Genomic DNA, 26,241 nt, shown 5'->3' on the forward strand with positions numbered 1-26,241 from the left:
ACACCCGACAGCGCGTTGCGCCCTCGGGTGCTTTTTGGTTTTGCGTCTTGTTTTCCGGCTGCAGAGAACCGACGTTTCCGGTTTCACCGGCCAACGTCTAGAAGGAAGAAACGATGTTCGAAAACCTCCAGGACCGCCTTGGTTCCATCTTGAGTGGACTGACCGGCCGTGGCGCGCTCTCCGAGGCGGATGTCTCGGCAGCCCTGCGCGAGGTTCGCCGTGCGCTGCTAGAAGCGGACGTGGCGCTCGAAGTCGTTCGGGCCTTCACCGACCGGGTGCGCGAAAAGGCCGTCGGCGCGGAAGTGCTGAAGTCGATCAAGCCCGGCCAGATGGTCGTCAAGATCGTCCATGACGAGCTGATCGAGATGCTGGGCGCCGAAGGCGTGTCCATCGATCTGCATGCGCCGGCCCCCGTCGTCATCATGATGGTCGGCCTGCAGGGCTCGGGCAAGACCACCACCACCGGCAAGATCGCCAAGCGCCTGACCGAACGGGACCGCAAGAAGGTCCTGATGGCCTCGCTCGACACCCGCCGTCCGGCCGCGCAGGAACAGTTGCGCCAGCTTGGCCAGCAGACCGGCGTCGATACCCTGCCGATCATTGCCGGCCAGTCGCCGACCGACATTGCCTCGCGCGCCGTGCAGGCGGCCAAGCTCGGCGGCCATGACGTCGTCATCCTCGACACCGCCGGCCGCACGCATATCGACGAGCCGCTGATGGCCGAGATGGCGGAGATCAAGGCCCGCGCGAAGCCGCATGAAATCCTGCTCGTCGCGGACTCGCTGACCGGTCAGGACGCCGTCAATCTCGCCCGCAATTTCGACGAACGCGTCGGCATCACCGGCCTCGTTTTGACCCGCATGGACGGCGATGGCCGCGGCGGCGCAGCCCTTTCGATGCGCGCCGTCACCGGCAAGCCGATCAAGCTGATCGGTGTCGGCGAAAAGATGTCGGAACTCGAAGAGTTCCATCCGCGCCGCATCGCAGACCGCATCCTCGGCATGGGCGACATCGTTTCGCTCGTTGAGAAGGCGGCAGAGAATATCGACGCCGACAAGGCGCGCGCCATGGCCGAGAAGATGGCCAAGGGCAAGTTCGACCTGAACGACCTTGCCGATCAGCTGCGCCAGATGCAGTCCATGGGCGGCATGGGCGGCATCATGGGCCTGATGCCGGGCATGGGCGGCATGAAGGACAAGCTGGCGGCTGCCGGCTTGAACGACAAGATGTTCGCCCGCCAGATCGCCATCATTCAGTCGATGACCAAGGCCGAGCGCGCCAATCCGGACCTTCTCAAGCATTCCCGCAAGAAGCGTATCGCGGCTGGCTCCGGCACGGATGCCGCCGAGATCAACAAGCTGCTGAAGATGCACCGCCAGATGGCCGACATGATGAAAGCCATGGGGGCTAAGGGCAAGGGCGGTATCATGAAGCAGATGATGGGCGGCCTGGCCGGCAAGATGGGACTTGGCGGCATGGGTGGAATGGGCGGCATGCCCGACCTGTCGAAGATGGACCCGAAGCAGCTGGAAGCGCTCGCCAAGCAGGCCGAAGCCGCCGGTATGAAGCCGGGCTCGATGCCGGGTCTGCCGGGTGGAATGGGCGGCAGCCTGCCGGGTCTCGGCGCGCCGAAACTGCCGGGTCTCGGTGGCCTTCCGGGCCTGCCCGGCATGCCGAAGAAGAAATGAAGTGGGAGGGGTAAGGATGATCGATCCGAACGTGAAGGAACAGCTCGGCAAATATCGCCAGTCGATCGACAACATCGATGCGGCGCTCGTGCACATGCTGGCCGAACGGTTTCGCTGCACCAAGGAAGTCGGCATCCTGAAAGCCAAGTTCGATTTGCCGCCGGCAGACCCGGCGCGCGAGGAATACCAGATCGAGCGGCTGCGTCGCCTCGCACACGACGCGCAGCTCGATCCGGATTTTGCGGAAAAATTCCTGAACTTCATCATCAAGGAAGTCATCCGCCATCATGAAGCCATTGCCGCCGAACATGGCGGCGTCATCGAAAAGACCGCCTGACGGCGGCCTCAACAACAGCCGGACCGTCGAAGAGGACGGCCTGAACAGAAAACCGAAGGAGTTAGAAATGTCCCTGAAGATCCGTCTCGCCCGTGGTGGTTCCAAGAAGCGCCCGTACTACCACGTCGTCGTTGCCGACGCCCGCGCCCCGCGCGATGGCCGTTTCATCGCAACGATCGGCTCCTGGAACCCGATGCTGGCCAAGGACAACGCAGAGCGCGTAACGCTCGACGCCGACGCCATCAAGGCCTGGATTGCCAAGGGCGCACAGCCGACCGACCGCGTTCTGCGCTTCATGGCAGAAGCAGGCCTGGCCGAGCGCGACGCCCGCAGCAACCCGACCAAGGCACAGCCGGGCAAGAAGGCCGTTGAGCGCGCCAAGGAAAAGGCTGCCAAGGCTGCCGAAGCCGCTGACGCTGCTGCTGAATAATTCGCCCGCATACGGCGTTTGATCCTGGAACGGGTGGCATGGCGACATGCCGCCCGTTCTTGCGTTTTCAACTCAACTGTTTTCAAGCCCTGCGATAGATTGTAGAGCATCGGCAAACCGAACAGGGAGCGACCATGGCGAAGCTGGAGAACCCGATCCTGATGGCGACGATCGGCGCAGCGCAAGGTCTGCGCGGCGAGGTGCGCGTGCGCCCCTTCACCGCCGATCCGCTGGCGCTCGGGGATTACGGCAACCTGCACAGCGAAGACGGTCGCATCTTCGAGATCCTCGAACTGCGCGAAGCGAAGAACGTCGTGATCGTCCGGTTCCGCGGCATCAATGATCGAAATGCCGCCGAGGCCCTGAACGGGCTCGAACTCTTCATCGAGCGCGACAACCTGCCGGACGAGGAACTGGACGACGACGAGTTCTACTACGCGGATCTTGAGGGTCTGGAAGCGGTGGATGCCGACGGCAACAGCTACGGGCAGGTGAGCGGTGTGTTCGATTTCGGCGCCGGCGACCTTCTCGAACTGAAAGGCGCGGGACGCCGCCCGACACTCATTCCCTTTTCGGAAGCCGCCGTTCTGGAAATCGATCTCGAAGCCGGCAGGATCCTGGTCGATCCGATGGCCGCCGGCCTGATCGACCCGCCGGGCGAGGAAAAGGACGAAGCCGCCCCAAAGGGCGACAAGCCGAAACGCAGCCGCAAGCCGAAGGGCGACACGGAGTGAGTGCTCCCATCGCCTTTCGCGCCACGATCCTGACGCTCTATCCGGACATGTTTCCCGGCCATCTAGGCCATTCGCTGGCCGGCAAGGCGATGGAACGCGGCGACTGGTCGCTGGATACGGTGCAGATCCGGGATTTTGCCGAGGATCGGCACCGGACGGTAGATGACACGCCCGCCGGCGGCGGCGCCGGCATGGTGCTGAAGCCGGACATCCTTGCCAAGGCAATCGATTCCGTTGCCGATGATAGCCGGCCCCGCCTGCTGATGAGCCCGCGCGGCAAGCCGCTGTCACAGAAACGCGTTCGCGAGCTGGCCGAAGGGGATGGCGTCGTCATCGTCTGCGGCCGTTTCGAAGGCGTTGATCAGCGGGTGATCGATGCACGCCGGCTGGAGGAGGTCTCGATCGGCGACTACATTCTCTCCGGCGGCGAACCAGCGGCTCTCACGCTGCTCGATGCGGTGGTGCGCGTGCTGCCGGGCGTGATGGGCAACAGCGCGTCCGGAACGCACGAGAGTTTTGAAACGGGGCTGCTGGAACACCCCCATTACACGCGGCCGCAGGACTTCGAAGGCATGACCATTCCGGCGGTCCTCACCTCCGGCAATCATGCGGCGATCGAAAAATGGCGGCAGGAACAGGCGCTGGCACTGACGAGGGAGCGCCGTCCGGATCTTCTCGACCAGGACCGCGCTCGAAAAGCGGCTCAGCCGGTCACGAAGTAATAGATCGTCAGAGCCACACCGACCGCCACAACGATCATCCGCATGATGCCCTGCGGCACGCGCCGGGCCAGCCAGACGCCGGAATAGCCGCCGGCGGCAACGGCGGGGATCATCACGACCGCCTCCGGCCAGGCGACGACGCCGCCACTGACGAAGACGACGATGGCCACGGCGGCAATCACCGTCGCCAGGAGATTCTTCAGCGCGTTCAGGTGATGATAGCTGCCACCGGTGGTGAGACCCAGCACGGCCAGCATCATGATGCCCATGCCGGCGCCGAAGAAGCCGCCATAGATCGAGGTGACGAACTGGCCGACGAGGCTGGATAAGGAACTGGCTGACCTTTCTTCAGACGCCTTGGGCTTCAGAAACGGTCCGGCAGCAAAAATGGCCGTTGCGCCCGCCAGCAGCCAGGGCACCAGCGCCCGGAAGGACGGGTTGTCGAGCGCCAGCAGGATCAGCGCGCCGCCGAGACCGCCGAGTGCCGAGACGACGGTGAGCGCAATCGCACTGCGCCAGCTCTTGGCAATCTCCTTTCGGTAGGCAAGCGTCGAGGTGACGTAACCGGGAAACTGGACGATCGAGGAGGTGGCATTGGCGGAGATCGGCGGAATGCCGGCCAGTGTCAGGGCACCAAAGGTCAGGAACGTGCCGCCGCCGGCAATCGCATTGACTGCACCGGAAAGAAAGCCTGCCGCAAACAGCAGACCGATCATTGCAAATGTCATCAAGGTGTCCTCCCAAACGCCTGACAGAGCACATATCGGCCAAGGTGATCCGCGACAAGGGCCGATACGCGGCATCTTTTCGTCAGATTCACACGGGATGCGGGGTGACAAGCGGGACAGTATCGTGTAATGGCCCACGCGGAAATGGGATAAATTCCCGTTGACCGAAACAAAGAATGGCGAACCCGCTCCTGCCCCAACCGGGCACTCATCCGAGGTTATCCAAGGATGAAGACGTTGAGCGCTCTGGCTGTTTCAGAAGAACTCAGAGGTTAACATGACCAACATTATCGCTCAGTTGGAAGCCGAACAGGCTGCCAAGATCGAAGCCAAGCGCAAGCTGCCGGAATTTTCTCCGGGCGACACCGTCCGCGTCAACGTGAAGGTGACGGAAGGCAACCGTACCCGCGTTCAGGCCTATGAAGGCGTCTGCATCGCCCGTTCGGGTGGCGGCATCAACGAAAGCTTCACCGTTCGCAAGATCTCCTACGGCGAAGGCGTCGAGCGCGTATTCCCGGTTTATTCGCCGATGGTTGAAGGCGTCGAAGTGATCCGTCGTGGTAAGGTTCGCCGCGCGAAGCTCTACTACCTGCGCGACCGTCGCGGTAAGTCGGCTCGTATCGTCGAAAATACCAACACCCGCACCCGCAAGCTCAACGAAGCCGAACGCGCTGCCGCTGCTGAAGAGCGCGCACGTATCGAAGCTGAAAAGGTTGCAGCAGCCCAGGCTCTGGCCGCCGAAAAGGCAGCAGCAGAAGCCGCAAAGGCAGCGGAAGCTTCTGCAGAATAAGCATCCCTTCCGGGTTGCAATCGAAGGCGGGCCGCAAAGCCCGCCTTTTTTCATGCGCCGTTTAATGGCCTTTTTCAGGGGGTGCCTGCGTCCCGCAGCAGCGCGGAAAGGTCGTTCAGGATCGCCGTGCGGGCTCTGGCGCTTGGCGAATCCGCTTGCTTCTTCTCATCTTGAATCAGTTGGGCGAACACGATCTTCCGCTCTCCCCGCTCTGCAACGCCGACGAACCATCCCCAGGGACGCGCATAGTCAAAAGCGCCCGTCGCGGATCGGGGATAGGCCATGCCGGTCTTTCCCTTCACCTGCCAGCCCGTCGCGGCAATCGGAAACGTCTCCATCGACGCAAGCGCCTGTTCCATCGCCTCCGGCTTGACCGGAAGCGTGCGCTTGGCGAGCTTTGTGAGAAACGCCACCTGCTCCTCCGGCGAGATCTTCAGAGAGGACGCAATCCACGCACGATCAAGCCCGTTGTTCTTTCCGGCATCTCCGGAAAAGTCGGCGTTTCCATAGTCGAAGCGGCGCGCATACTCCGTCAGGATCTTTTCGCCCAGCGCATGGGTGATGCGCTGCGAGTACCAGACCACGGAATATCTCAGCCACCGCTCGGGATCGGTCGGCCTTTTCCAATCCGCTCCACCCCAATCGGGATCGCCCTTCTTGAATGTCAGCACCGGCTCATGCGGCGTTTTCAGAAAGCCCGAATCGAAACCGATGACGGCCAGCGGGATCTTGAAGGTGGAGGCGGGCGTGACACGTGTCGCGCAGTCTCCCTCCTGTTTGAGCACCTTGCCGTTTCCGGCATCGGCAACCAGGGTGCACACGGTCTTCGCCTGCGCGGGCATGACCGCAGCACTGGCCAGAACTGCGGCCGCAGCCAGATAGATACGCATGAAATCGTCGCTCCTCTCGTACGTGCAGGCTGGTCTTCGCCGGACAAGGTGACGAGAAAGCGACGCGGCATCACATTTTCACGGCGGAATCCCAATGCTCGTCAGCCTTGCCATCGACGATCCGCCAGGTGTCGTACCAGGTTGTCGTGTAGGTTTTCGACGGATCCTTTGGATCCTTTTCCGTCCGAACCGTGGCGACCGTCACGAGATCACCTTCAGCCTGCACGAAAACCACCGGGCTCTTCAGTTTGTCCTGGATGGGGGTCGGCTGGCGTTTCAGCACCTTGGTGAAGAAATCGATCACACTCTGCCGACCGGAGGCGGCATTGGGATTGTGCTGAATGTAGCGTTCGGTGAGATAATCGCCGGCCTTGTCCCATTGATTGGCTTCCAGCAGGTCCCGGAAGATGCGGTAGGCGACCTGCTTGTTGGCGTTCAGCTTCGGATCCGGGCTGGTGAAAAGCGCCTCGGCATCGGGTGCTGCAGCAACGGCCTCCTGGGCCTGGGCGACCGGCGCAAAGGCAAGCATGAGCCCCAGCACCCATGGGAAGCGATGATGTTTGAATACGGACATGCGAAGGTTCCTCTCTCGTGGCAGACGAGCATCCGCAACCCGCGACTGATCGCCTGCCGGAAGATAAGAGCGGCGGAGCACCGGTGAAAGAAGGCACTTTTTGCGCCCCTGGTACCCTGAAGAGAACCACGGCACCCGGCCGGCTGAAGCATGGCCGGGCCACTTGTCAGGCCGGGCGACGCATCCGGTCCGCCATCATCCGGCCCACCACGATGACCAGGATGCCGGCGACAGCGAGGCATGCGGCGAGGAAGAACATCGGTGCAATGGTGCTTCCGGTCACGTCGCGGATCCACGGCACGACGTTCTGTGCCACGAAACCACCGAGATTGCCGACGGAATTGATCGCCGCAATGCCGGCCGCCGCACCTGCTCCTTTGAGGAAGCGGCCGGGCAGGCTCCAGAACACCGGCTGGCCGGCAAAGATGCCGGCAGCGGCAACGCAGAGAAGCGCGAACTGGAGGACCGGCGCCGCGATCACGGCAGACAGCACCAGGCACAGCGCCCCGATAAAGGCGGGACCAACGATATAGGGTGTCTTGTTTTCCGTCCGGTCGGCCATGGTCGGCACGATCCACAGCGCCAGCGCCACGATCAGCCACGGGATGATGTTGATGAAGCCGTTGACGGTGTTCGACACGCCAAACCCCTGCACGATGGTCGGCAGCCAGTAGCTCAGCCCATAGGCCGCCAGCGGGAAACCGACGTAGCAAAGCGACATCAGAAGAACGCGCGGATTGATCAGCGCCTTGAAGCCACTGTCGGCATGTTCGTCCATGCCGGCATTTTCCTTTGCCAGCCGGTCGCGCAGCCATTGCTTTTCGGGTTCACTGAGGAACTTCGCCTTGTCCGGCGTGTCATCCAGATAGAAATAGGTAACGATCCCTGCGATCACGGCGGGAATGCCGGTGGCCAGAAACACCCATTCCCATCCGGCAAAACCGAGATAGCCGTCCAGATCGAGCAGCATGCCGCCGACCGGTGCGCCGATCGCATTGGCAAGCGCACTGAAGATCATGAAGAGCCCGACCATGCGGCCGCGGTAATCCTTCGGGAACCAGAGCGTCAGAAGATAAAGCACGCCCGGGAAGAAACCCGCTTCCGCCACGCCCAAGAGGAAGCGCAGGATGTAGAACATCGTCGCGCTCTGCGTATAGGCCAGCGCAATGGTGATGATGCCCCAGGTGACCATGATGCGCGCAAACCAGATGCTTGCACCGAAGCGGTTCAGGAAGAGGTTGCTCGGCACCTCGAAGATGAAATAGCCGATGAAGAACAAGGAGGCGCCCAGCCCATAGGCATATTCGCTGAGGCCCAAGGCATCGACCATCTGCAGCTTTGCAAAGCTGACATTTTGCCGGTCGATATAGGCGATGAGGTATAGAAAGCCGAGAAATGGCATGAGCCGCCAGGTGATCTTGGCGATAAGAGCACGTTCAGAAACCAAGACGGTTCCTCCAGAAATGATGTCAGGGTCCCCACCCGCTCCCGATCCAATTAGGGGCCGCCTCTTCAACGGCAAGAGCAGAGACCGGCCTGCCGAACGGGGTGCGCGAATAGCGAGGACCTTGCCAAGATCTGCTTTTCCATGACAATCGGCAGCGCCACACAGTCAGGAGACATTCATGATCGCCCGCCGTTCGCTGCTTGCCGGCCTGTCCGCTCTGTTTTGCCTGCCCGCTGCCCTTCACGCGGCAGGTGCCGATCTGCCTGACCTGAAGGGACGCCAGATCACCGTCGTGACGGAAAACGCCTACCCGCCTCTGCAATTCGTCGATCCGAAAAGCGGCAAGCAAATCGGCTGGGAATATGATGCGATGGAGGCGATCGCCAAGCGGCTGAATGCCACGATCAACTACCAGAACACCTCCTGGGATGCGATGATCCAGGCGGTTTCCGACGGCCAGTACGACATTGGCATGACCGGCATCACCATCAAGGAAGAGCGCAAGGAGAAAGTCGCTTTCTCCAACCCCTACATGCGCTCGCAGCAGTTCATGCTGGTGCGCGGCGACGAGACGCGTTTTTCCGATGCCAAGAGCTTTGCAGCATCCAAGGATGCGCTGATCGGTGCGCAACCGGGCACGACACCCTTTTATACAGCCGTCTACGAGGTGCTGGATGGCAACGAGCAGAACCCGCGCATCAAACTGTTCGAAACCTTCGGCGCCACCGTGCAGGCGCTGAAGACGGGCGACGTCGATATGGTGCTGACCGATGGCACCGCCGGCAAGGGGTACGTGGACGCGTCCAACGGCGGGCTGAAGTTGGTGGGCGACCCGCTGGGCTCGGAAGATTTCGGTTTTATCTTCAAGAAGGGCTCGAATCTGGTCGCTCCGGTCAATGCGGCGATTGCAGTGCTGAAGGCGGACGGCACCTTCGAAGCGCTGAACAAAAAGTGGTTCCTCGATTACAAGATGGGGCAATGACCGGCGATGGCCCCCGCATCACGCGGTGAGCGCAAGGCGGATTTCCCCTGGTGGGCCGTGGCCTTCGGGGTGATGATGGCAGCAATTGCCGTCATCATCGCCGTCAACGATCTCTACGGCCAGGTTTTCCTCGTCGTGTCGAAGGGCATCGGCATCACCATTGGCGTGGCGCTGTCGGCCTTCGTGCTTGCAACACTGCTGGGGCTTGCCATTGCGCTCGCGGGCCTCTCCGGCAGCCTGTGGCTGCGCCAGATGGCCCGCTTCTATGTCGAAACCATCCGCGGCATCCCGATCCTGGTTCTGTTGTTCTACGTCGCCTTCGTCGGCGCGCCGGCGCTTGTCGCCGGATATAATCTCGCCGCCGCATCGCTGATCGAGATGGGCCTGTTGCCAAGCCTGCTGGTGCGGGATTTCTCGCTGATGGGACGGGCGATCATCGCGCTGACGATCGGCTACAGCGCCTTCATCGCCGAAATCTTCCGCGCCGGCTTCCAGTCGGTCGATGAGGGACAAATCGATGCCGCGAAGGCGCTCGGCCTTTCCCGCTTCCAGCGGTTCCGGCTCGTCGTCTTCCCGCAGGCGCTGACGGTGATCTTCCCGCCGCTTTCCAACGATTTCGTCTCGATGGTGAAGGACAGTTCGCTCGTCTCGGTGCTGGGCGTGTCGGATATCACCCAGATGGCCAAGGTCTATGCCTCCGGTTCCTTCCGGTTTTTCGAGACCTATTCCATCCTCGCCTATGTCTACCTGATCCTGACGATCGGGCTCTCGATGATCCTGAGACGCGTGGAACAGCGCCTCAGGACGGCCACCGGGCGATAGGCGTCAGTATTTTTCCGGCACATACATTTCGGGCGGCACCGGGTGGCGGATGTAATCGGCGTTGCGGACGCGGGCGGGCAGTTCGATCGGCTCCTTCGGCACATGCTCGTACGGGATCTGCGTCAGAAGATGGGCGATCATGTTGAGCCGCGCCCGTTTCTTGTCCACCGCCTGCACCACCCACCACGGCGCTTCGGGGATGTGGGTGCGCTCCAGCATCTCCTCCTTGGCACGGGTATAATCCTCCCAGTGGACCCGGCTTTCGAGGTCCATCGGCGAGAGCTTCCACTGCTTCAGCGGATCATTGATGCGCATGCGGAAGCGGAATTCCTGCTCCTCGTCGGTGATCGAGAACCAATATTTGAGGAGAATGATGCCGGAGCGCACCAGCATGCGCTCAAATTCCGGCACGTCGCGGAAGAATTCCTCCACTTGGGCCGGCGTACAGAAGCCCATGACGCGTTCGACGCCGGCGCGATTGTACCAGGAGCGGTCGAACAGCACCATTTCGCCGGCCGACGGCAGGTGCGGAACGTACCGCTGGAAATACCACTGGCTCTGTTCGCGCTCGGTCGGCGCCGGCAGCGCCACGACGCGGGCAACACGCGGGTTGAGCCGTTGGGTAACCCGCTTGATGGCGCCGCCCTTGCCGGCGGAATCGCGGCCTTCGAACAGCACGACCACCTTCAGCTTCTTGTACTGCACCCAGTCCTGCAGCCGGACCAGTTCATGCTGCAGACGGAAGAGCTCGCGGAAATAGGTCTTGCGCTCGAAGCTCGGCTCAGACAGGCCCTGATCGACAAGATTGTCCAGCCGCTCTTCTTCCAGTTGCAGCTCCAGTTCCTCATCGAAACTGTCGATGATCTCTTCCTTCAGCCGATCGACCTCGTCATGCATTGGTGGGGCCATGAAACGTCTCCTCAAGTCTTTTCGACGATGAAGCACGACTTGGCGAAATCCGTGTGACAGTGAGACGACACGAAGCCGCCGACACGACGGACGCGCCTCGTCGAGCGATTGCCGCCCGGACAAAAAACTGCTAGACATCGCCTCATGGGATCAAAATTCGGATGCCTTGCGAACCATTACATCGTGCTGCAGGACCACAAGCGTCTGCCGGCACGGTTTTTCGCGCGCATTTCCGGTGCTCTGAACAGCCGACTTCGTCACGCCTGAACGTGCCGTCGTGCGGCAGCCGATGCTGCCGAATTCATATCCCACAGTTTCCAAAATCAGATGGATGGCAGCCATGAGCGCACCGCGTACTCTCTACGACAAGATCTGGGACGACCACGTCGTTTCGACCGACGAAACCGGCACCTGTCTTCTCTACATCGATCGTCACCTCGTGCATGAGGTGACGAGCCCGCAGGCCTTCGAAGGCCTGCGCATGGCCGGCCGCCAGGTACGTGCGCCGCAGAAGACGCTCGCCGTGGTCGATCACAACGTGCCGACCACGCCGGACCGTCACATCGGCATCAAGAACGAGGAAAGCCGCATCCAGGTCGAAGCGCTCGCCCAGAATGCCAAGGATTTCGGCGTCGAGTATTACTCGGAGAAGGACAAGCGCCAGGGCATCGTCCACATCGTCGGGCCGGAACAGGGGTTTACCCTACCGGGCATGACGATCGTCTGCGGTGACAGCCACACCTCGACGCACGGCGCCTTCGGTGCGCTGGCGCACGGCATCGGCACGTCCGAGGTCGAGCATGTTCTCGCCACCCAGACGCTGGTGCAGAAGAAGGCCAAGAACATGCTGGTGCGCGTCGACGGCCAGTTGCCGCCGGGCGTCACCGCCAAGGACATCATCCTGGCCATCATCGGCGAAATCGGCACCGCCGGCGGCACCGGCCATGTCATCGAGTTTGCCGGCGAAGCGATCCGCTCGCTCTCCATGGAAGGCCGCATGACCGTCTGCAACATGACGATCGAAGGCGGCGCCCGCGCCGGCCTGATCGCGCCGGATGAAACCACTTTCGAATACATCAAGGACAAGCCGCGCGCCCCGAAGGGCAAGGCCTGGGACATGGCGCTCGACTACTGGAAGACGCTGCAATCGGATGAAGGCGCGCATTATGACCGCGTCGTCGTGCTGAACGCCGCCGACCTGCCGCCGATCGTCTCCTGGGGATCTTCGCCGGAAGACGTGATTTCGGTTCAGGGCGTGGTGCCGAACCCGGATGACATCCAGGACGAAACGAAGCGTACCTCCAAGTGGCGTGCGCTGGACTATATGGGCCTGAAGCCGGGCACCAAGATCACCGATATCGCGGTTGACCGCGTCTTCATCGGTTCCTGCACCAATGGCCGCATCGAGGACCTGCGTGCCGCCGCCAAGGTGGTCGAGGGTCGCAAGGTGGCCCCGACCGTTTCGGCCATGATCGTGCCGGGCTCCGGCATCGTCAAGGAACAGGCAGAAGCCGAAGGTCTCGACGCGATCTTCAAGGATGCCGGTTTCGAATGGCGTGAACCGGGCTGCTCCATGTGCCTGGCCATGAACGACGACCGCCTGAAGCCGGGCGAGCGTTGCGCCTCCACCTCCAACCGCAACTTCGAAGGCCGCCAGGGCTACAAGGGCCGCACGCACCTTGTTTCGCCCGCCATGGCCGCGGCAGCCGCCATTGCCGGCCACTTCGTCGATATCCGCGAGTGGAAGTAACCGCTTCGGTTGTTTCGCCATCGCATTCCAGAGCGCCGGGTCCAAAAGGGCCCGGCGTTTTTCGTGGCCGCCCATTCCGGTGAAAGCGGCAGTGTCAAAGGCTCAGATCTGACTGTCACACAATTGACATGACGGACCGGCGCTTCCTACTGTGCAGGCGAAACAATGGTTCCCGCCATGCCCGCCCCTTGCCCCTCTACCACCTTTGAGAAACGCCCGTGACGCCGACCGTGATTGCCCTTGCCCTGACGGCTGCGATCATGCACGCCAGTTGGAACGCCTTCCTGCGCTCCGGCGCAGACCGGTTGTGGTCGATCACCGTGATGGGCATCACCGGCATCGTCGCCGCTCTCCCCGTGATGCTGTGGTACCCGCTGCCAAGCCTTACCGGTTTTGCCTTCATCCTCGGCTCGTCGCTGCTGCAGGTGGCCTACAGTATCTTCCTCGTTTTTGCCTACCGGCTGGGGGATCTCGGCCAAGTCTATCCGATCGTGCGCGGCTCGGTGCCGCTTCTCGTCTCGCTCGGCGGCTTCCTGATTTCCGGGCAGGTACTCGGAACGAGCCAGATCGCCGGCGTCGTGCTGGTCGCGATCGGCATCATGAGCCTGTCGCTTGGCCAGAACCGGGCACCGACCTCCTCCATTCTCTGGGCCCTGCTGACCGGCCTCATCATCGCGACCTATGCGACGGTCGATTCGAACGGGGTGAAAAGCCTCTCCGACCCCAAAGCCTACGCCGCCTGGGTTCTCTTCACCTATGGTACGCTGCTGATCCTCGCCTACACCCTGATGCGCGGCCGGTTGAGGATCGATCTCAAGGATCGCGAAGCCCACAAGGCGCTGCTTGCCGGCATCTTCGTGCTGATCGCCTATGGCGTCGTCATCATCGCCTATTCGCTCGGACCGGCAGGCCCGATCACCGCCATCCGCGAGACGAGCGTCGTCTTTGCGATGCTGATCGGTAGCGTGTTTCTTGGCGAGAAACTGACCCCGAAACGCATTCTGGCCGGCTTGATCGTCGCGGCTGGCGCGATCGCGATCGGCCGCTGAGGATCAGAGAACCCGAACCCGCGTCCCCTTTCGGATATGCGGCAGAAGCCGCAGCATGTCTCGGAGACGAAGCGCGATGCAGCCGGCGGTCGGCTGGTAACCCGGCTTGATCAGATGAAAGAAGATCGCCGAGCCGCGATGCCGCTTGCGGCTCGTCACGTTCCAGTCCAGCACGAGGCAGATGTCATAAAGCCCGTCCGCACGGCACATCTCCTCGTGGCTCGGTTTGAACGGTGCCCGCACCAGCCGGTTATAGGCGGCATGTTTCGGCTCATCGCACCAGAGCATGGTCTTTTCCGTCCGGCGAAGGGCAAGCGGGCTTCTGACCGATTTCAGCCGGTCGCCGCGCACGAAACCGGAGAGAACCGGCATCGTGGCAATAGGGGTCGCGCCATCGCCCTCGCGCTTGAAGGCGGTGCGCCCGCTCCGCCCGATCGCGGCGGGAAGCGTCAGCGGCCCTAAGATCACGAAGGCGCGAGAGGAATGTGATGGTGCGGCGCGCACCGTGATCGTCTTTCCCTTGCGCAATGGCCTTGTTCCACCCATTTCTCTCACACGGTTTTGCTCTGGACGCGATTTTATTTGAATTCATAGCACAATCGGACTTAGATCGAAGTGAGGCACCGCGAAAGCGGGCCAAGGAGAAAGGCGAAAAACGGCATGGCAGCGCGCACCGTACTGCTGGTGGATGACGATGATGATCTCCGCGAAACGCTGATGGAACAGCTTTCTCTGTATGAGGAATTCAGCCTGGTGCAGGAGCCGAACGCCACCAAGGCGATGGCGACCGCGAAATCCCGCCAGGTGGACCTGTTGATCATGGATGTCGGCCTGCCGGACATGGATGGCCGCGAGGCCGTGAAACTGCTGCGCAAGGGCGGGTTCAAGGCGCCGATCATCATGCTGACCGGCCATGACACGGATTCAGACACGATCCTTGGTCTTGAAGCCGGCGCGAACGATTATGTCACCAAGCCGTTCCGGTTTGCGGTGCTGCTCGCCCGCATGCGCGCACAGCTGCGCCAATACGAGCAGAGCGAAGACGCGACCTTCACCGTCGGCCCCTATCTCTTCAAGCCGAGCCAGAAACTTCTGACGACCGATGACGGCAAGAAGATCCGCCTGACGGAAAAGGAAGCGGCGATCATCCGCTACCTCTACCGCGCCGGCCAGAAGGTGGTGACCCGCGACGTGCTGCTGGAAGAGGTCTGGGGTTACAATTCGGGTGTGACGACGCACACGCTGGAAACGCATGTCTACCGCCTGCGCCAGAAGATCGAGCGGGACCCCTCGAACGCCGAGATTCTTGTCACCGAAAACGGCGGCTACAAGATCGTTCCCTGATCGCGTTCTTTGACTTAATGACCGGGCTGCCGGTTTTTCGGCATCCCATCCGGCCCCCGAGCGGGCTTCTCAAAAGGACCCCGCATGGCGCTCAGCGACGATATCCGGCTCCTCTCCTCGGTTCCGCTGTTCCAGGGGCTGGACGATGACCAGTTGCGCCTGGTGGCGTTTGGAGCCGAGCGGCGCAATGTCGGCAAGGGTCAGGCGCTGTTTCGCGAACATTCCCCCGCCGAATGCGCCTTCGTGGTGGCCCGCGGCCGGTTCGACCTCTACACCGAAGGCCGCGATGGCATCGCCGAACTGGACCGCTCCGTCGGCCCCGGCACGCTTCTCTCCGAACTGGCGCTGGTGACGATGGTGGAACGCAAGTTCACCGCCGTCGCTGCCGATGACGGCGAGGTCTTGCGCATCCCCCGCACCCTCTTCCACCGCCTGCTGGAGGAATATCCGACCGTCGCCCGACTGCTCGAGGCGCGGATCAAGGAAAACCTCGTCAACCTGGCGAAGGCGGCTGCGGCGATGCAGGGGCGGTTTGGGTGAAGCAGTCTCGTGCACGCGAAAACCGTCCCGGCGCAGACAATGTCGGAACGGGAGCCACGGGATGACGGTCAGAGCTTGACTGCCGAGTTGCCTCCGTCGGCAAACAGGGCAGATCCGGTCACGAAGCTGGATGCCGGTTCAGCCAAGAACAGCGCTGCCTGTGCGATCTCCAGGGGTTGGGCGATCCGCTTCATGGCATGCAGTCCGGCAGCCCAGTCCTTTTGCGCCTGATCGCCAGCCATGCCGGTATCGGTTCCGCCCGGCAGAAGGGCGTTGGCCCGGATGTTGTGAGCGCCATAATCCGCGGCAATCCCCTTAACGCGCCCCATCAATCCGGCTTTCGAGGCCGCATAGTCCGACATGCCGGGCAGACCGACACTGGTTCCCACGAAGCTGGATGTGAAGATGATCGAACCGCCTCCCCGCTCGAGCATCGCGGGAATCTGATAGCGGGCTGCGAGGAATGCTGCGGTGAGATTGGAGTTCAGGGTCTGACGCCATTCATCGACATCGATCTCCGCCAGTGGCTTCATCGCACCAACCGTCCCGGCATTGTTGAACGCGATATCGACGCCGCCGAAGACGTCTGTTGCAACCGCCACCAGTGCCTCGTGCGTCTCGGGCAGGCCGACATCACCGACAATGAAGCGGACCCTGCCCCCCTCGGCCTCGATGTCCTTCGCGACCTCATTCAGCGCGGGCAAACCGCGAGCGTTCAGCACCACGCAGGCGCCTTCGGCGGCAAACAATCGTGCCGCCGCCGCACCAATGCCGGACGATGCACCGGTGATGATTGCGACCTTGTCTTTCAAACGGTCCATGGGAGCCTCCTTCGGTTTGGGAGGCCGAGACTTAAGCAAGACCTACCGGGATCGACACCCGATTCCTGCGCGTCCCACTGACCGTCTGTAGCTCACATCCGGAACGTCGCCGTCACCGGCACATGGTCCGACGGGCGGTTCCAGCCGCGGGCTTCCTTCAGCACCTCGATCTTCTCCAGGAGCGACCCGAGATCCGGTGACGACCAGATGTGATCGAGGCGGCGGCCGCGGTCGGCGGCTTCCCAGTCCTTGGCGCGGTAGCTCCACCAGGTATAGAGCTTTTCGGATGCCGGCACGTGCTGGCGCATCAGATCCAGCCAGCCGCCCTTTTGCATCACCTCGGTGAGGCCTTCGGTCTCCACCGGCGTATGGCTGACGATCTTCAGCATCTGCTTGTGCGACCAGACATCATGTTCCAGCGGCGCAATGTTGAGATCACCGACAAGGATCGAGGAGACGCCGGGCGTCGAGGCCCGCAAGACCTTCATTTCCTCGACGAAATCGAGCTTGTGGCCGAATTTCGGGTTGATGCTGCGGTCCGGTTCGTCTCCACCCGCCGGCACGTAAAAATTATGGATGCGGATGCGCCGCCCGCCGCGCTCAGAAATCGCCGAGATGTGGCGGGCATCACCCACGCCGCAATAATCCTGCCGGTGGTCTTCCGAAAGCGGCACCTTCGAGAGGATCGCCACCCCGTGATAGCCCTTCTGGCCATGCAGGATGATGTGCGGGTAGCCCATGGCCTGCAAGGGCTCGAGCGGGAATTCTTCCGCCCGGCACTTGATCTCCTGCAGGCAAAGGATGTCCGGCTGTTCGCGGACGATGAACTGCTCGACGATCGGCAGGCGCAGGCGCACCGAGTTGATGTTCCAGGTGGTGATGGAAAAGCGCATGAAAAAACCTCGACGTGATGCGCCGAGGTTTAAAGGCTTTGGGGCTCAAAGGGCAAGCTTAGAACTTGTGCACTTCGTCGTAGGGAATGCGGAAGACCTTGTCGTCGAAGCGCACGCCGTTCTGCACGTTATAGATCATCACCGAGGTTTCCTTGTTCTGCAGGTCGGTGATCGTCCACTGGCGCAGGTCGAAGGTCTTCGGATCGAACATCATGGTGATGGTGCTGTCGCCGAACACCGTCTTGTTGCCGAGCACGATGGTGGTGAGATCGGATTCCTCCCGCACGCCGCGCACCATGTTGTCGGACAGATCGATCCGGTCGGACAGGAGCAGGCTGAGCGGTGTCTTCGACAAGGGGTAAAGGTCCCAGGTCTTCAGCTTCAGGTTCCCGATCACCACGTTCTTTCCATCGGCAATCACGCGGATCGGCGACGGGTCCTCGAAATTGAAGCGCAGCTTTCCCGGCCGTTCGATGAAGAACTTGCCGCCGGTCTGTTCGCCGCGTGGCCCGAACTGCACGAACTCTCCCATCATCGTCTTCACCGATGAGAAGTGATCGGCAATCTTCTGGGCGGCAGCCCCGGGGGCACCTTGCGCCAGCGCCGGCAGCCCGGTCATGCCGGCTGCGGCAAAGCCTGCAAGCCCCGCCAGAATTTTGCGGCGGCTGACGGGAACGGAACGCAAAAGCGTGAGGTCGTTCATGGTTCAATCTCCTTTGGGCGAGCTATGCCCATCAAAGGCGGCGTCTTCGTGACGGAAACGGCAAGAGACGGTTATCGTTCGATAATGTCGGCTTCCGTCGGCACGAGGATTTCGCGCTTGCCGGCATGGTTGGCGGGCCCGATGAGACCCTCCTGCTCCATGCGTTCGATCAGCGAGGCGGCACGGTTATAGCCGATGCCGAGCCTGCGCTGGATATAGGATGTCGAGGCCTTGCCGTCACGCAGGACGATTGCCACCGCCTGGTCATACGGATCGTCGGAATCGGAGAAGCTGCCGGCACCCGCAGGGCCACCACCTTCGCCATCCTCGTCATCATCCGCGGTAATTGCGTCGAGATATTGCGGCGCGCCTTGCGTCTTCAGGTAGGAGACGATGTCCTCCACCTCGTTGTCGGAGACGAACGGCCCGTGCACGCGCTGGATGCGCCCGCCGCCGGCCATGTAGAGCATGTCGCCCATGCCGAGCAGCTGTTCGGCCCCCTGTTCGCCCAAGATCGTGCGGCTGTCGATCTTCGAGGTGACCTGGAAGGAGATGCGCGTCGGGAAGTTGGCCTTGATCGTGCCGGTGATGACATCGACCGACGGCCGCTGCGTTGCCATGATCACATGGATGCCGGCCGCGCGCGCCATCTGCGCCAGGCGCTGGACGGCGCCTTCGATATCCTTGCCGGCCACCATCATCAGGTCGGCCATTTCGTCGATGATGACGACGATATAGGGCATCGGCTGCAGGTCGAATTCTTCCGTCTCATAGACCGCCTCGCCCGTCTGGCGGTCGAACCCGGTCTGCACGGTGCGGGTCAGCACCTCGCCCTTGGCGAGCGCCTGCTCGACGCGGCTGTTGAAGCCATCGATGTTGCGCACGCCGATCTTCGACATCTTTTTGTAGCGCTCCTCCATCTCCCGGACGGTCCACTTGAGCGCCACGACCGCCTTCTTGGGGTCCGTGACGACAGGGGACAGGAGATGCGGAATGCCGTCATAGACGGAAAGTTCCAGCATTTTCGGGTCGATCATGATCAGCCGGCACTTTTCCGGCGACAGCCGGTAGAGCAGCGACAGGATCATGGTGTTGATGGCGACCGATTTACCCGAACCGGTGGTCCCGGCGACCAGGAGATGCGGCATCTTCGCAAGATCGGCAATCACCGGCTCGCCGCCGATCGTCTTGCCGAGCGCCATGGCGAGCTTCGCCTTGGTGGTGTCGAAATCGCGGCTGGCGATCAGTTCGCGCAGGAAGACCGTCTCGCGGGTCTGGTTCGGCAGTTCGATGCCGATGGCGTTGCGGCCCGGCACGACCGCGACACGCGCGGCAATCGCGCTCATCGAGCGGGCGATATCGTCGGCCAGACCGATGACGCGGGACGACTTGATGCCGGGCGCCGGCTCCAGTTCGTAGAGCGTGACGACCGGGCCGGGGCGGACATGGATGATCTCGCCGCGCACGCCAAAATCCTCCAGCACGCCTTCCAGCATGCGGGCATTCTGTTCAAGCGCATCCGCCGACAGCGTCACATCGCGCGCCACCTGCCGCGGCTCGGCAAGCAGATGCACGGAGGGCAGCTGGAAACCCTCCGGATCGATGAAGGTGCCTTGCGCCTCGCGCATCACCCGCTGGCCGGGCTTGGGCGCTGCCGCCGGCGCCACGACACGGCCGGACGCCTTGCCGGCGGCAGAGCGGACGCCACGCGGAGCGACATCGAAAGGCGGATCATCATCCGACAGAAGACCGTTCGGCAGAGGCTGGCGCGCATCGGCCATGTCCTCGTCCTCATCCTCCTCGTCATCCAGGCTGAGCGGCGGCGGGGAGAGGCGGCGGCGCGCGGCCATCAGGTCCGACATCGGGTTGTCGAGCGACGGCTCCAGGCGCGCCGGCTGGCGTACCTTGGCGCGCACCGGCTCGTTCAGGGTGCCGAATTCGTCCTCGTTGAAATCGTAGGGTTCGTCATGGTCCTCGCGCAGAGCCTGTTTCGGCTTGATGCGCATCAGGCGGCGAAACCGCGCCTGGGTGATGTACCAGTAATGGGCCAGGGCGCCGAGGGCGAGGAAACCGGCAAAGCCTCCGTCATCATCCTCTTCGTCCTCCAGCGGAGACGGTTTGGCCTTGCGCCGCATGGGCGCCGGCATCTCGTCTTCCTCGTCCACCTCCTCTTCCAGTTCCTCATTGCTGAGAAGCCCTGCGGCAAACAGGAGGAAACCTGCGGCGGGCAGGCCGGAAACAATGCCGAGAACGATGGCTGAAACGCCGGTCGGATAACTGCCGATGAACAGGCCGGGAAAACGCAGGATCATGTCGCCGATGACACCGCCGATACCGTTCGGGATCGGCCAGGTGAGCGGGGCAGGAAAACAGCCGAGCGTCGCCGCGGCCAGAAGCGTGCCGGCAACCCATGCGCCGAGCCGAGCCGGCAGACGGGTCACCTTCCGCCCGACGATGAGGGCAAGCGCCCAGGCAAGCACCGGCAGCATGGCCACCAGGCCGGCCAGACCGAGGAACTGCATCATGAGATCGGCAAACACCGCGCCGGAGTGCCCGAGAATATTGGTCGGCACGTTGTCGGTCGCGTAGGACAGGCTCGGGTCCTGCACGTTCCAGGTGGCGAGCGCCGCAACCGCGAGCGCAAGGGCGAGGAAGATCGCGAAACCGCAGAGCGCCAGCACCTGGCGCAGTGCAAAGGCCACCAGCGCATGGCGGATGGAATGCTGCGCCATGGCGGCCGAAGTGCTTCTACCCATTCTGTCTCAGCCCAAACTTTCCGTTGATGCCGCAGTGCCCGCGAAAAGCCCGAAAAGCCGCCCGCAGACACCCATATTGGAAAAGCCTAACCAAACGAGGTTAACGTGGCTTTAACCACGTGACGGAAGCAAATCTTTACCAGCAACGCGAAAGGCCCGGCATGGAAACCGGGCCCCTCGGGAGGATAATCGGAGGACCAGGGCCACCACGCATGCGCGGCGGCCATGACCGGGATCAGGAGTGGTAGGCCGCTTCGCCGTGCGAGGCGAGGTCGAGACCTTCGCGCTCGGCTTCGACCGGAACGCGCAGGCCAACGATGATATCGACCACCTTGTAGAGGATGAAGGAACCGATACCGCACCACAGCAGCGTCACGAGCACGGCATAGATCTGGGTCATCACCTGGCCGCCCATCGTCACGCCTTCGGCATAACCGATGCCGCCGAGCGAAGCAGAGGCGAAGACGCCGGTGGCGATGGCGCCGAAGAGGCCGCCAACACCGTGGACGCCGAACACGTCAGCGGTATCGTCGTAGCCGAACTTGTTCTTCACCACGGAGACGAAGAAGTAGCAGAGCGGCGAAACCAGCAGACCCATGATGATTGCACCCATCGGGCCGGCAATACCGGCAGCCGGCGTGATGGCGACGAGACCGGCGATCATGCCCGAGGCAGCGCCCAGCATGGAGGCTTTGCCGCGGGTAAAGGTTTCGACAACCGACCAGGAGACGACGGCAGCGGCCGTTGCAATGAAGGTGTTGACGGTGGCGAGCATCGCGCCGCCGGAGGCTTCCAGGTTGGAGCCGGCGTTGAAACCGAACCAGCCGACCCACAGCATGGCAGCACCGACGAGCGTCAGCGTCATGGAGTGCGGCGCCATCATGTCCTTGCCGTAGCCGGTACGCTTGCCGACCATGTAGGCACCGATGAGACCAGCCACACCGGCATTGATGTGAACGACGGTACCACCGGCGAAGTCCAGCGCGCCCCAGCCGAAGAGAAGGCCCTTGGCATCCCAGACCATGTGCGCGATCGGGAAGTAGACGAAGGTGACCCACAGCAGGCAGAAGAGGATGGCGGCGGAGAACTTGATGCGCTCTGCGAAGGCACCGACGATGAGAGCCGGCGTGATGGCCGCAAACGTCATCTGGAACAGCATGAAGATGTATTCCGGAATGACGATGCCCGCGCTGAAGGTCGCAGCCGTGCTGTCCTTCGTGACGCCGGCGAGGAACATCTTGGCGGTGCCGCCGAAGAAGGCGTTTTCAGACCCGCCGAAGGCGAAGGAATAGCCGTAGATGACCCAGACGAGCATGATGCTGGCGCCGACGAGCGTGCACTGCATCAGGACCGACAGCATGTTCTTGGCGCGAACCAGACCGCCGTAGAAGAGGGCGAGACCCGGCATCAGCATGAACAGGACAAGAATGGTGCAAAGGAACATGAAGGCGGTATCGCCCTTGTCCGGCACAGGCGCGGCGGCCGCAGCGGGCGCAGCGTCCTGGGCGAAGGCGATGGCCGGGGCCATCACGGCTGCCGAAGCGGCACCCAGGCGTCCGATCATGGACGAGAACTTGGAAAACGACATTGCGGAAAACTCCCCTGATCAGCCGTGCTTAGAGCGCTTCGGTATTGGTTTCGCCGGTACGAATGCGCACGGCCTGCTCGATCGAATAGACAAAGATCTTGCCGTCGCCGATCTGGCCGGTCTTGGCAGCCGATGCGATGGCGTCCACGGCCTTTTCCACCATGTCCGAAGCGACAGCGATTTCGATCTTCAGTTTGGGCAGGAAGCTGACAGCATATTCCGTGCCACGATAGATTTCGGTATGTCCCTTCTGGCGCCCGTAACCTTTCACTTCGGTCACGGTCAGGCCCTGGATGCCGACAGCCGTGAGGGCTTCACGCACCTCATCCAGCTTGAATGGCTTGATAATGGCCATCACGATTTTCATGTGGTTTCCCATCCTTTGTTGTCTCGGCATGAAGCCGACTCTCCTGGCCGCTGGCCGATCGGTGAGCAGCGACTAACCTCCTACATTCAAGGGGCGTGCCAGATTCTCGCCACAAAATAAGTTATTGAAAAATAAACGCTATTGGAAAACCTGTTACGCGAAATGCAAATGGGCGCCAATTAAGCGCCCATTTTATATGCAATTTTGCAATTTTGCTCAATTTTCAAGCATCTGCACGTTTGCGAATCAAACCCTCCTGCGCCACGGAGGCCACGAGGGTGCCGGAACGGGTATAGAGGGAGCCGCGGGTCATGCCACGGGCGCCGGACGCGCTCGGGCTATCCTGGCTGTAGAGAAGCCAGTCATCCAGCGCGCAGGGCCGATGGAACCACATGGCGTGGTCAATGCTGGCGGCCTGGATCGCAGGATCGAAGATCGTCGTTCCATGCGGGTAGAGCGAGGTATCGAGCAGCGTCATGTCGGACAGATAGGCAAGCACCGCCGCCTGATAGTGCCGGTCGTCCGGCACGGTGCCGGTGGTGCGCACCCAGATCTGCTGCTCGGGCTTGAGCTTCTCTTTTGACACATAGTGGACGAGATTGACGGGCCGGATCTCCACCGGTCGTTTCTGCCCCCAGTAGCGCTTCACCATCTCCGGCGCATGGGCCAGGAACATCTCCTGGAATTGCTGCTCCGACATCAGTTCCGCGGGCTGCTTGATCTCGGGGATCGCCGTCTGGTGGTCGAAACCCGGCTCTTCCAGCTGGAACGAAGCGGACATGGCGAAGATGGCCTTGCCATGCTGGATCGCCGTCACCCGACGCGTGGTGAAGCTCGAGCCGTCGCGCAATCGCTCCACCTGATAGATGATCGGCACCTTCGGGTCTCCCGGCAGCAGGAAATAGGCGTGCAGCGAATGCACGAACCGGTCCAGCGTTGCCGTGCGCTGCGCCGCCATCAGTGCCTGGGCAATCACCTGTCCGCCAAACACGCGCTGCCAGCCCACCTGCGGACTGCCCCCTCGAAAGAGGTTCTCCTCCAGCCGCTCCAGGTCGAGCGTCTCGATCAATTGCTCCATGGGCGATGACGGTCTTTCGGCCTGCGGCATTTTTCACAAACTCCAGCGGTAGGAAGCGTCTCCCCGATGCTCTATATGTGTGAAGCACCATTCTCAAGTGCAGTGGAATTCAAGGATAGCGGGAGACGAGCAATGCTGGATATGGTGATCGTGGGCGGCGGCTATGTCGGCCTCTCCGTGGCCGTGGCAACCAAGCAGGCGGCACCGCACCTGGCGATCGAGGTGATCGAGGCAGCGCCCGAGCACGTCTGGGAAAAGGACGAACGGGCTTCCGCCATCATTGCGGCCGCAACCCGCATGCTGGAAGTGATGGGGCTGTGGGACCAGATCCTTGAGGATTCCCAGCCGATCAACCGGATGATCGTCACGGATTCGCGCACGTCGGACCCGGTTCGCCCGGTCTTCCTGACCTTTGACGGTGAGGTGGAGGAAGGCCGCCCCTTCGCCCACATGGTTCCGAACGTCTCGATGGTCAGGGCGCTGCGCGGCGCCTGCGAACGTCTCGGTATCCGGATCCGCCACGGCGTCTCCGCCACCGGTTTTGCGAGCGGCTCCACCGGCGCAACCCTCAGCCTCTCCAACGGCGAGACGCTGGAAAGCCGTCTCGTGGTGGCCTGCGACGGCGTTCGTTCCAAGCTGCGCGACATGGCCGGCATCAAGACGGTCCGTTGGGATTATGGCCAGTCCGGCATCGTCACCACGGTCGAACACGAGCGGCCGCATGAAGGCTGTGCAGAAGAACATTTCCTGCCCTCCGGGCCGTTCGCCATCCTGCCGCTCAAGGGCAACCGCTCCTCGCTGGTCTGGACCGAACGCACCGACGACGCCAACCGGCTCGTCGCCTCCGACGACCTGATCTTCGAAGAAGAACTGCAGCGCCGATTCGGCCACAAGCTGGGTGCGCTGACCGTCGTCGGATATCGCAAGGCCTTTCCGCTCGGCCTCACCCTGTCGCGCGCATTTGTGGCACCGCGGCTGGCGCTCGCCGGCGATGCAGCCCATGGCGTGCACCCGATTTCCGGCCAGGGTCTCAATCTCGGCTTCAAGGATGTCGCAGCGCTCGCCGAAACCGTGGTGGAAGCCGATCGCCTCGGCCTCGATATCGGCGCGCTCAACATCCTGGAACGCTACCAGGCCTGGCGCCGCTTCGATACCTTCCGCATGGGGGTGACGACGGACGTACTGAACCGGCTATTTTCCAACGACATCACGCCGATCCGCATCGCCCGCGATTTCGGCCTTGGCATGGTGGAGCGGCTGCCGAAGCTCAAATCCTATTTCATCGGCGAAGCGGCCGGCACCAAGGCGAAGGATGCACCGCGCCTGCTGCAGGGCCAGTCGATCTGAGAAGGCGCAAGGAAAACGCCGGGCCGATCAATCCTCGATCCGGCGGGCCTCCGATTCCAGCATGATCGGAATGCCGTCGCGGATAGGATAGGCGAGCCGTGCGCTCTCCGAAATGAGCTCGTTGGTCTCGCGGCTGAAGACAAGCCGTCCCTTGCCGATCGGGCAGACCAGCAGTTCCAGCAGCTTCGGATCGACCTTGGCGAGCTTCTCGTCCATCACGGGCCCTACTGCAGGATCGTGTCGGAATCGCCAAAGCCGCGCGCCAGCACGATTTCGGTAATGGCGATAAGCGTTTCCGCCCGGGTTTTCAGGTCCGGGGCTTCCAGCAGTGCCTGCTTTTCCGCCGGTCCGAACGGCGACATCATCGAAAGAGAATTGACGAGTGTGCGGTTTCCCGCCCGCTCCACCGCTTCCCAGTCAGCCTCCAGCTTGTTGGCATCGAGATAGGCGCGGAAGACACGCAGCAATTCGTGGCGGTCAACGGCCCCCTCGTCTTCATCGCCGGAGAGATCTGTCAGAAACGGCATGAAGCGAACCGTCCGGTAGGGATGCCCCTCGCCCACCTCTTCCATCACCCGGAACCGGCAGACACCGGTGAGCGAGACGATGTAGCGGCCGTCGCCGGTTTCCGCAAACGACGTGATGCGGCCAATGCAGCCGACCGCGCTCAGTTGGGGACGGGCATTGCCGCCCGTCTCGTTCAGGGCCGGCTGCACCATGCCGATCAGCCGGGAACCGGCGAGCGCGGCATCGAACATGGCGAGATAACGAGGCTCGAATATGTTGAGCGGCAGTTGCCCGCCCGGCAGCAGCAGCGCACCGGTCAGCGGAAACACGGGAAGGCTTTCGGGCAGGTCTTCACGCTTCAGATAACGTGCATTGCCGACTTGCATGATCTCTCTCCACCAGCAGCGCCGCCCTCGGCAGCCTACCTCTTATGTGGTGTATCGCA

Annotated in this window: 29 protein-coding genes; 13 read left to right on the plus strand and 16 right to left on the minus strand. The window is 62.3% G+C overall.

The genetic code is table 11. The annotated features are described in order from the left end of the window. Window positions 1–113 precede the first annotated feature (113 nt). The 5 genes from ffh (at window position 114) to trmD (ending at window position 3,911) form a co-directional block, all read left to right on the plus strand. On the plus strand, window positions 114–1,688 hold the full coding sequence (ffh, locus tag G6N78_RS06550) for a signal recognition particle protein (RefSeq protein ID WP_165216762.1): 1,575 nt from the start codon (window positions 114–116) through the stop codon (window positions 1,686–1,688). 16 nt (window positions 1,689–1,704) lie between these two features. Next, window positions 1,705–2,025, plus strand: a complete 321-nt coding sequence (locus tag G6N78_RS06555; RefSeq protein WP_165216764.1) for a chorismate mutase — start codon at window positions 1,705–1,707, stop codon at window positions 2,023–2,025. Between the two features lie 67 nt (window positions 2,026–2,092). Further along, complete coding sequence (rpsP, locus tag G6N78_RS06560; protein WP_165216766.1) at window positions 2,093–2,455, plus strand: 30S ribosomal protein S16; 363 nt, start codon at window positions 2,093–2,095, stop codon at window positions 2,453–2,455. Window positions 2,456–2,589: 134 nt separating this feature from the next. After that, window positions 2,590–3,189, plus strand: a complete 600-nt coding sequence (gene rimM / locus G6N78_RS06565; protein WP_165216768.1) for a ribosome maturation factor RimM — start codon at window positions 2,590–2,592, stop codon at window positions 3,187–3,189. A gap of 8 nt (window positions 3,190–3,197) precedes the next feature. Then, entirely contained in the window at window positions 3,198–3,911 is a 714-nt protein-coding gene (gene trmD, locus G6N78_RS06570) for a tRNA (guanosine(37)-N1)-methyltransferase TrmD (RefSeq protein WP_165221367.1), read from the plus strand. On the opposite strand, the gene G6N78_RS06575 is transcribed toward trmD, so the two are convergent. Beyond that, window positions 3,893–4,639 (minus strand): sulfite exporter TauE/SafE family protein, encoded by a 747-nt coding sequence (locus G6N78_RS06575; protein ID WP_165216770.1) that lies wholly within the window; start codon window positions 4,637–4,639, stop codon window positions 3,893–3,895. The two genes, trmD and G6N78_RS06575, sit on opposite strands and share 19 nt — an antisense overlap. Window positions 4,640–4,916: 277 nt before the next feature. Between G6N78_RS06575 and rplS the strand changes: the two genes are divergently transcribed. Next, window positions 4,917–5,429: a 50S ribosomal protein L19 gene (rplS, locus tag G6N78_RS06580; protein ID WP_165216772.1), complete on the plus strand. Its 513-nt coding sequence runs from the start codon at window positions 4,917–4,919 to the stop codon at window positions 5,427–5,429. 74 nt (window positions 5,430–5,503) lie between these two features. Here rplS and blaOXA read toward each other — a convergent pair whose 3' ends face one another. From blaOXA to G6N78_RS06595, 3 genes are all read right to left on the minus strand, one after another. After that, window positions 5,504–6,319, minus strand: coding sequence for a class D beta-lactamase (gene blaOXA / locus G6N78_RS06585; RefSeq protein WP_165216774.1), 816 nt, complete (start codon window positions 6,317–6,319; stop codon window positions 5,504–5,506). A 70-nt stretch (window positions 6,320–6,389) separates the two neighbouring features. Further along, window positions 6,390–6,893 carry a nuclear transport factor 2 family protein gene (locus G6N78_RS06590; RefSeq protein WP_206531614.1) on the minus strand — a complete coding sequence of 168 codons (504 nt, stop codon included), beginning with the start codon at window positions 6,891–6,893 and terminating at the stop codon, window positions 6,390–6,392. Between the two features lie 166 nt (window positions 6,894–7,059). After that, complete coding sequence (locus G6N78_RS06595) at window positions 7,060–8,340, minus strand: MFS transporter (RefSeq protein WP_165216776.1); 1,281 nt, start codon at window positions 8,338–8,340, stop codon at window positions 7,060–7,062. Window positions 8,341–8,518: 178 nt separating this feature from the next. On the opposite strand from G6N78_RS06595, the gene G6N78_RS06600 reads away from it, so the two are divergent. Then, on the plus strand, window positions 8,519–9,322 hold the full coding sequence (locus G6N78_RS06600; protein WP_165216778.1) for a transporter substrate-binding domain-containing protein: 804 nt from the start codon (window positions 8,519–8,521) through the stop codon (window positions 9,320–9,322). A 6-nt stretch (window positions 9,323–9,328) separates the two neighbouring features. Further along, the gene (locus G6N78_RS06605; protein WP_165216780.1) at window positions 9,329–10,144 is read left to right on the plus strand and encodes an amino acid ABC transporter permease; all 816 of its coding nucleotides are present in this window, start codon (window positions 9,329–9,331) and stop codon (window positions 10,142–10,144) included. A gap of 3 nt (window positions 10,145–10,147) precedes the next feature. On the opposite strand, the gene ppk2 is transcribed toward G6N78_RS06605, so the two are convergent. Together ppk2 and G6N78_RS06615 are read right to left on the minus strand one after the other, a co-directional pair. Next, a complete protein-coding gene (gene ppk2 / locus G6N78_RS06610; RefSeq protein WP_165216782.1) occupies window positions 10,148–11,053 on the minus strand; it encodes a polyphosphate kinase 2 in 906 nt (301 codons plus the stop codon). 150 nt (window positions 11,054–11,203) lie between these two features. After that, window positions 11,204–11,395 carry a hypothetical protein gene (locus tag G6N78_RS06615; protein WP_165214236.1) on the minus strand — a complete coding sequence of 64 codons (192 nt, stop codon included), beginning with the start codon at window positions 11,393–11,395 and terminating at the stop codon, window positions 11,204–11,206. Here G6N78_RS06615 and leuC point away from each other — a divergent pair. After that, window positions 11,394–12,803, plus strand: a complete 1,410-nt coding sequence (leuC, locus tag G6N78_RS06620; protein ID WP_165216784.1) for a 3-isopropylmalate dehydratase large subunit — start codon at window positions 11,394–11,396, stop codon at window positions 12,801–12,803. The genes G6N78_RS06615 and leuC overlap by 2 nt on opposite strands. Before the next feature lie 218 nt (window positions 12,804–13,021). Further along, a complete protein-coding gene (locus tag G6N78_RS06625) occupies window positions 13,022–13,852 on the plus strand; it encodes an EamA family transporter (protein ID WP_165216786.1) in 831 nt (276 codons plus the stop codon). A 3-nt stretch (window positions 13,853–13,855) separates the two neighbouring features. On the opposite strand, the gene G6N78_RS06630 is transcribed toward G6N78_RS06625, so the two are convergent. Further along, on the minus strand, window positions 13,856–14,398 hold the full coding sequence (locus G6N78_RS06630) for a L,D-transpeptidase family protein (protein ID WP_165216788.1): 543 nt from the start codon (window positions 14,396–14,398) through the stop codon (window positions 13,856–13,858). Window positions 14,399–14,512: 114 nt separating this feature from the next. On the opposite strand from G6N78_RS06630, the gene G6N78_RS06635 reads away from it, so the two are divergent. Both G6N78_RS06635 and G6N78_RS06640 read left to right on the plus strand, forming a co-directional pair. Continuing rightward, on the plus strand, window positions 14,513–15,196 hold the full coding sequence (locus tag G6N78_RS06635) for a response regulator transcription factor (RefSeq protein ID WP_165216790.1): 684 nt from the start codon (window positions 14,513–14,515) through the stop codon (window positions 15,194–15,196). An 84-nt stretch (window positions 15,197–15,280) separates the two neighbouring features. Continuing rightward, window positions 15,281–15,736 carry a cyclic nucleotide-binding domain-containing protein gene (locus G6N78_RS06640; RefSeq protein ID WP_165216791.1) on the plus strand — a complete coding sequence of 152 codons (456 nt, stop codon included), beginning with the start codon at window positions 15,281–15,283 and terminating at the stop codon, window positions 15,734–15,736. Window positions 15,737–15,804: 68 nt separating this feature from the next. On the opposite strand, the gene G6N78_RS06645 is transcribed toward G6N78_RS06640, so the two are convergent. The 7 genes from G6N78_RS06645 to tesB all read right to left on the minus strand — a co-directional run bounded on the left by G6N78_RS06645 (window position 15,805) and on the right by tesB (window position 23,972). Continuing rightward, the gene (locus tag G6N78_RS06645) at window positions 15,805–16,557 is read right to left on the minus strand and encodes an SDR family oxidoreductase (protein WP_165216793.1); all 753 of its coding nucleotides are present in this window, start codon (window positions 16,555–16,557) and stop codon (window positions 15,805–15,807) included. 92 nt (window positions 16,558–16,649) lie between these two features. Next, a complete protein-coding gene (locus G6N78_RS06650) occupies window positions 16,650–17,450 on the minus strand; it encodes an exodeoxyribonuclease III (RefSeq protein WP_165216795.1) in 801 nt (266 codons plus the stop codon). A gap of 58 nt (window positions 17,451–17,508) precedes the next feature. Next, window positions 17,509–18,153: an outer membrane lipoprotein carrier protein LolA gene (locus tag G6N78_RS06655; RefSeq protein ID WP_165216797.1), complete on the minus strand. Its 645-nt coding sequence runs from the start codon at window positions 18,151–18,153 to the stop codon at window positions 17,509–17,511. Between the two features lie 71 nt (window positions 18,154–18,224). Next, window positions 18,225–20,909 (minus strand): FtsK/SpoIIIE family DNA translocase, encoded by a 2,685-nt coding sequence (locus G6N78_RS06660; RefSeq protein WP_165216798.1) that lies wholly within the window; start codon window positions 20,907–20,909, stop codon window positions 18,225–18,227. Window positions 20,910–21,144: 235 nt separating this feature from the next. Next, window positions 21,145–22,497, minus strand: a complete 1,353-nt coding sequence (locus G6N78_RS06665; RefSeq protein WP_165216800.1) for an ammonium transporter — start codon at window positions 22,495–22,497, stop codon at window positions 21,145–21,147. A gap of 28 nt (window positions 22,498–22,525) precedes the next feature. After that, on the minus strand, window positions 22,526–22,876 hold the full coding sequence (locus G6N78_RS06670; RefSeq protein ID WP_165221373.1) for a P-II family nitrogen regulator: 351 nt from the start codon (window positions 22,874–22,876) through the stop codon (window positions 22,526–22,528). Window positions 22,877–23,087: 211 nt separating this feature from the next. Then, window positions 23,088–23,972 carry an acyl-CoA thioesterase II gene (gene tesB / locus G6N78_RS06675; protein WP_234905893.1) on the minus strand — a complete coding sequence of 295 codons (885 nt, stop codon included), beginning with the start codon at window positions 23,970–23,972 and terminating at the stop codon, window positions 23,088–23,090. Window positions 23,973–24,074: 102 nt separating this feature from the next. On the opposite strand from tesB, the gene G6N78_RS06680 reads away from it, so the two are divergent. Beyond that, complete coding sequence (locus G6N78_RS06680; RefSeq protein WP_165216802.1) at window positions 24,075–25,289, plus strand: ubiquinone biosynthesis hydroxylase; 1,215 nt, start codon at window positions 24,075–24,077, stop codon at window positions 25,287–25,289. A 27-nt stretch (window positions 25,290–25,316) separates the two neighbouring features. Here the strand turns inward: G6N78_RS06680 and G6N78_RS06685 are convergent, their stop codons facing one another. Next, a complete protein-coding gene (locus tag G6N78_RS06685) occupies window positions 25,317–25,505 on the minus strand; it encodes a Trm112 family protein (protein WP_165216804.1) in 189 nt (62 codons plus the stop codon). Window positions 25,506–25,513: 8 nt separating this feature from the next. Further along, window positions 25,514–26,182: an LON peptidase substrate-binding domain-containing protein gene (locus G6N78_RS06690; RefSeq protein ID WP_165216806.1), complete on the minus strand. Its 669-nt coding sequence runs from the start codon at window positions 26,180–26,182 to the stop codon at window positions 25,514–25,516. Window positions 26,183–26,241: the final 59 nt, after the last annotated feature.

The organism is Allorhizobium pseudoryzae, assembly GCF_011046245.1.
In the GTDB taxonomy this organism is placed as follows: domain Bacteria; phylum Pseudomonadota; class Alphaproteobacteria; order Rhizobiales; family Rhizobiaceae; genus Neorhizobium; species Neorhizobium pseudoryzae.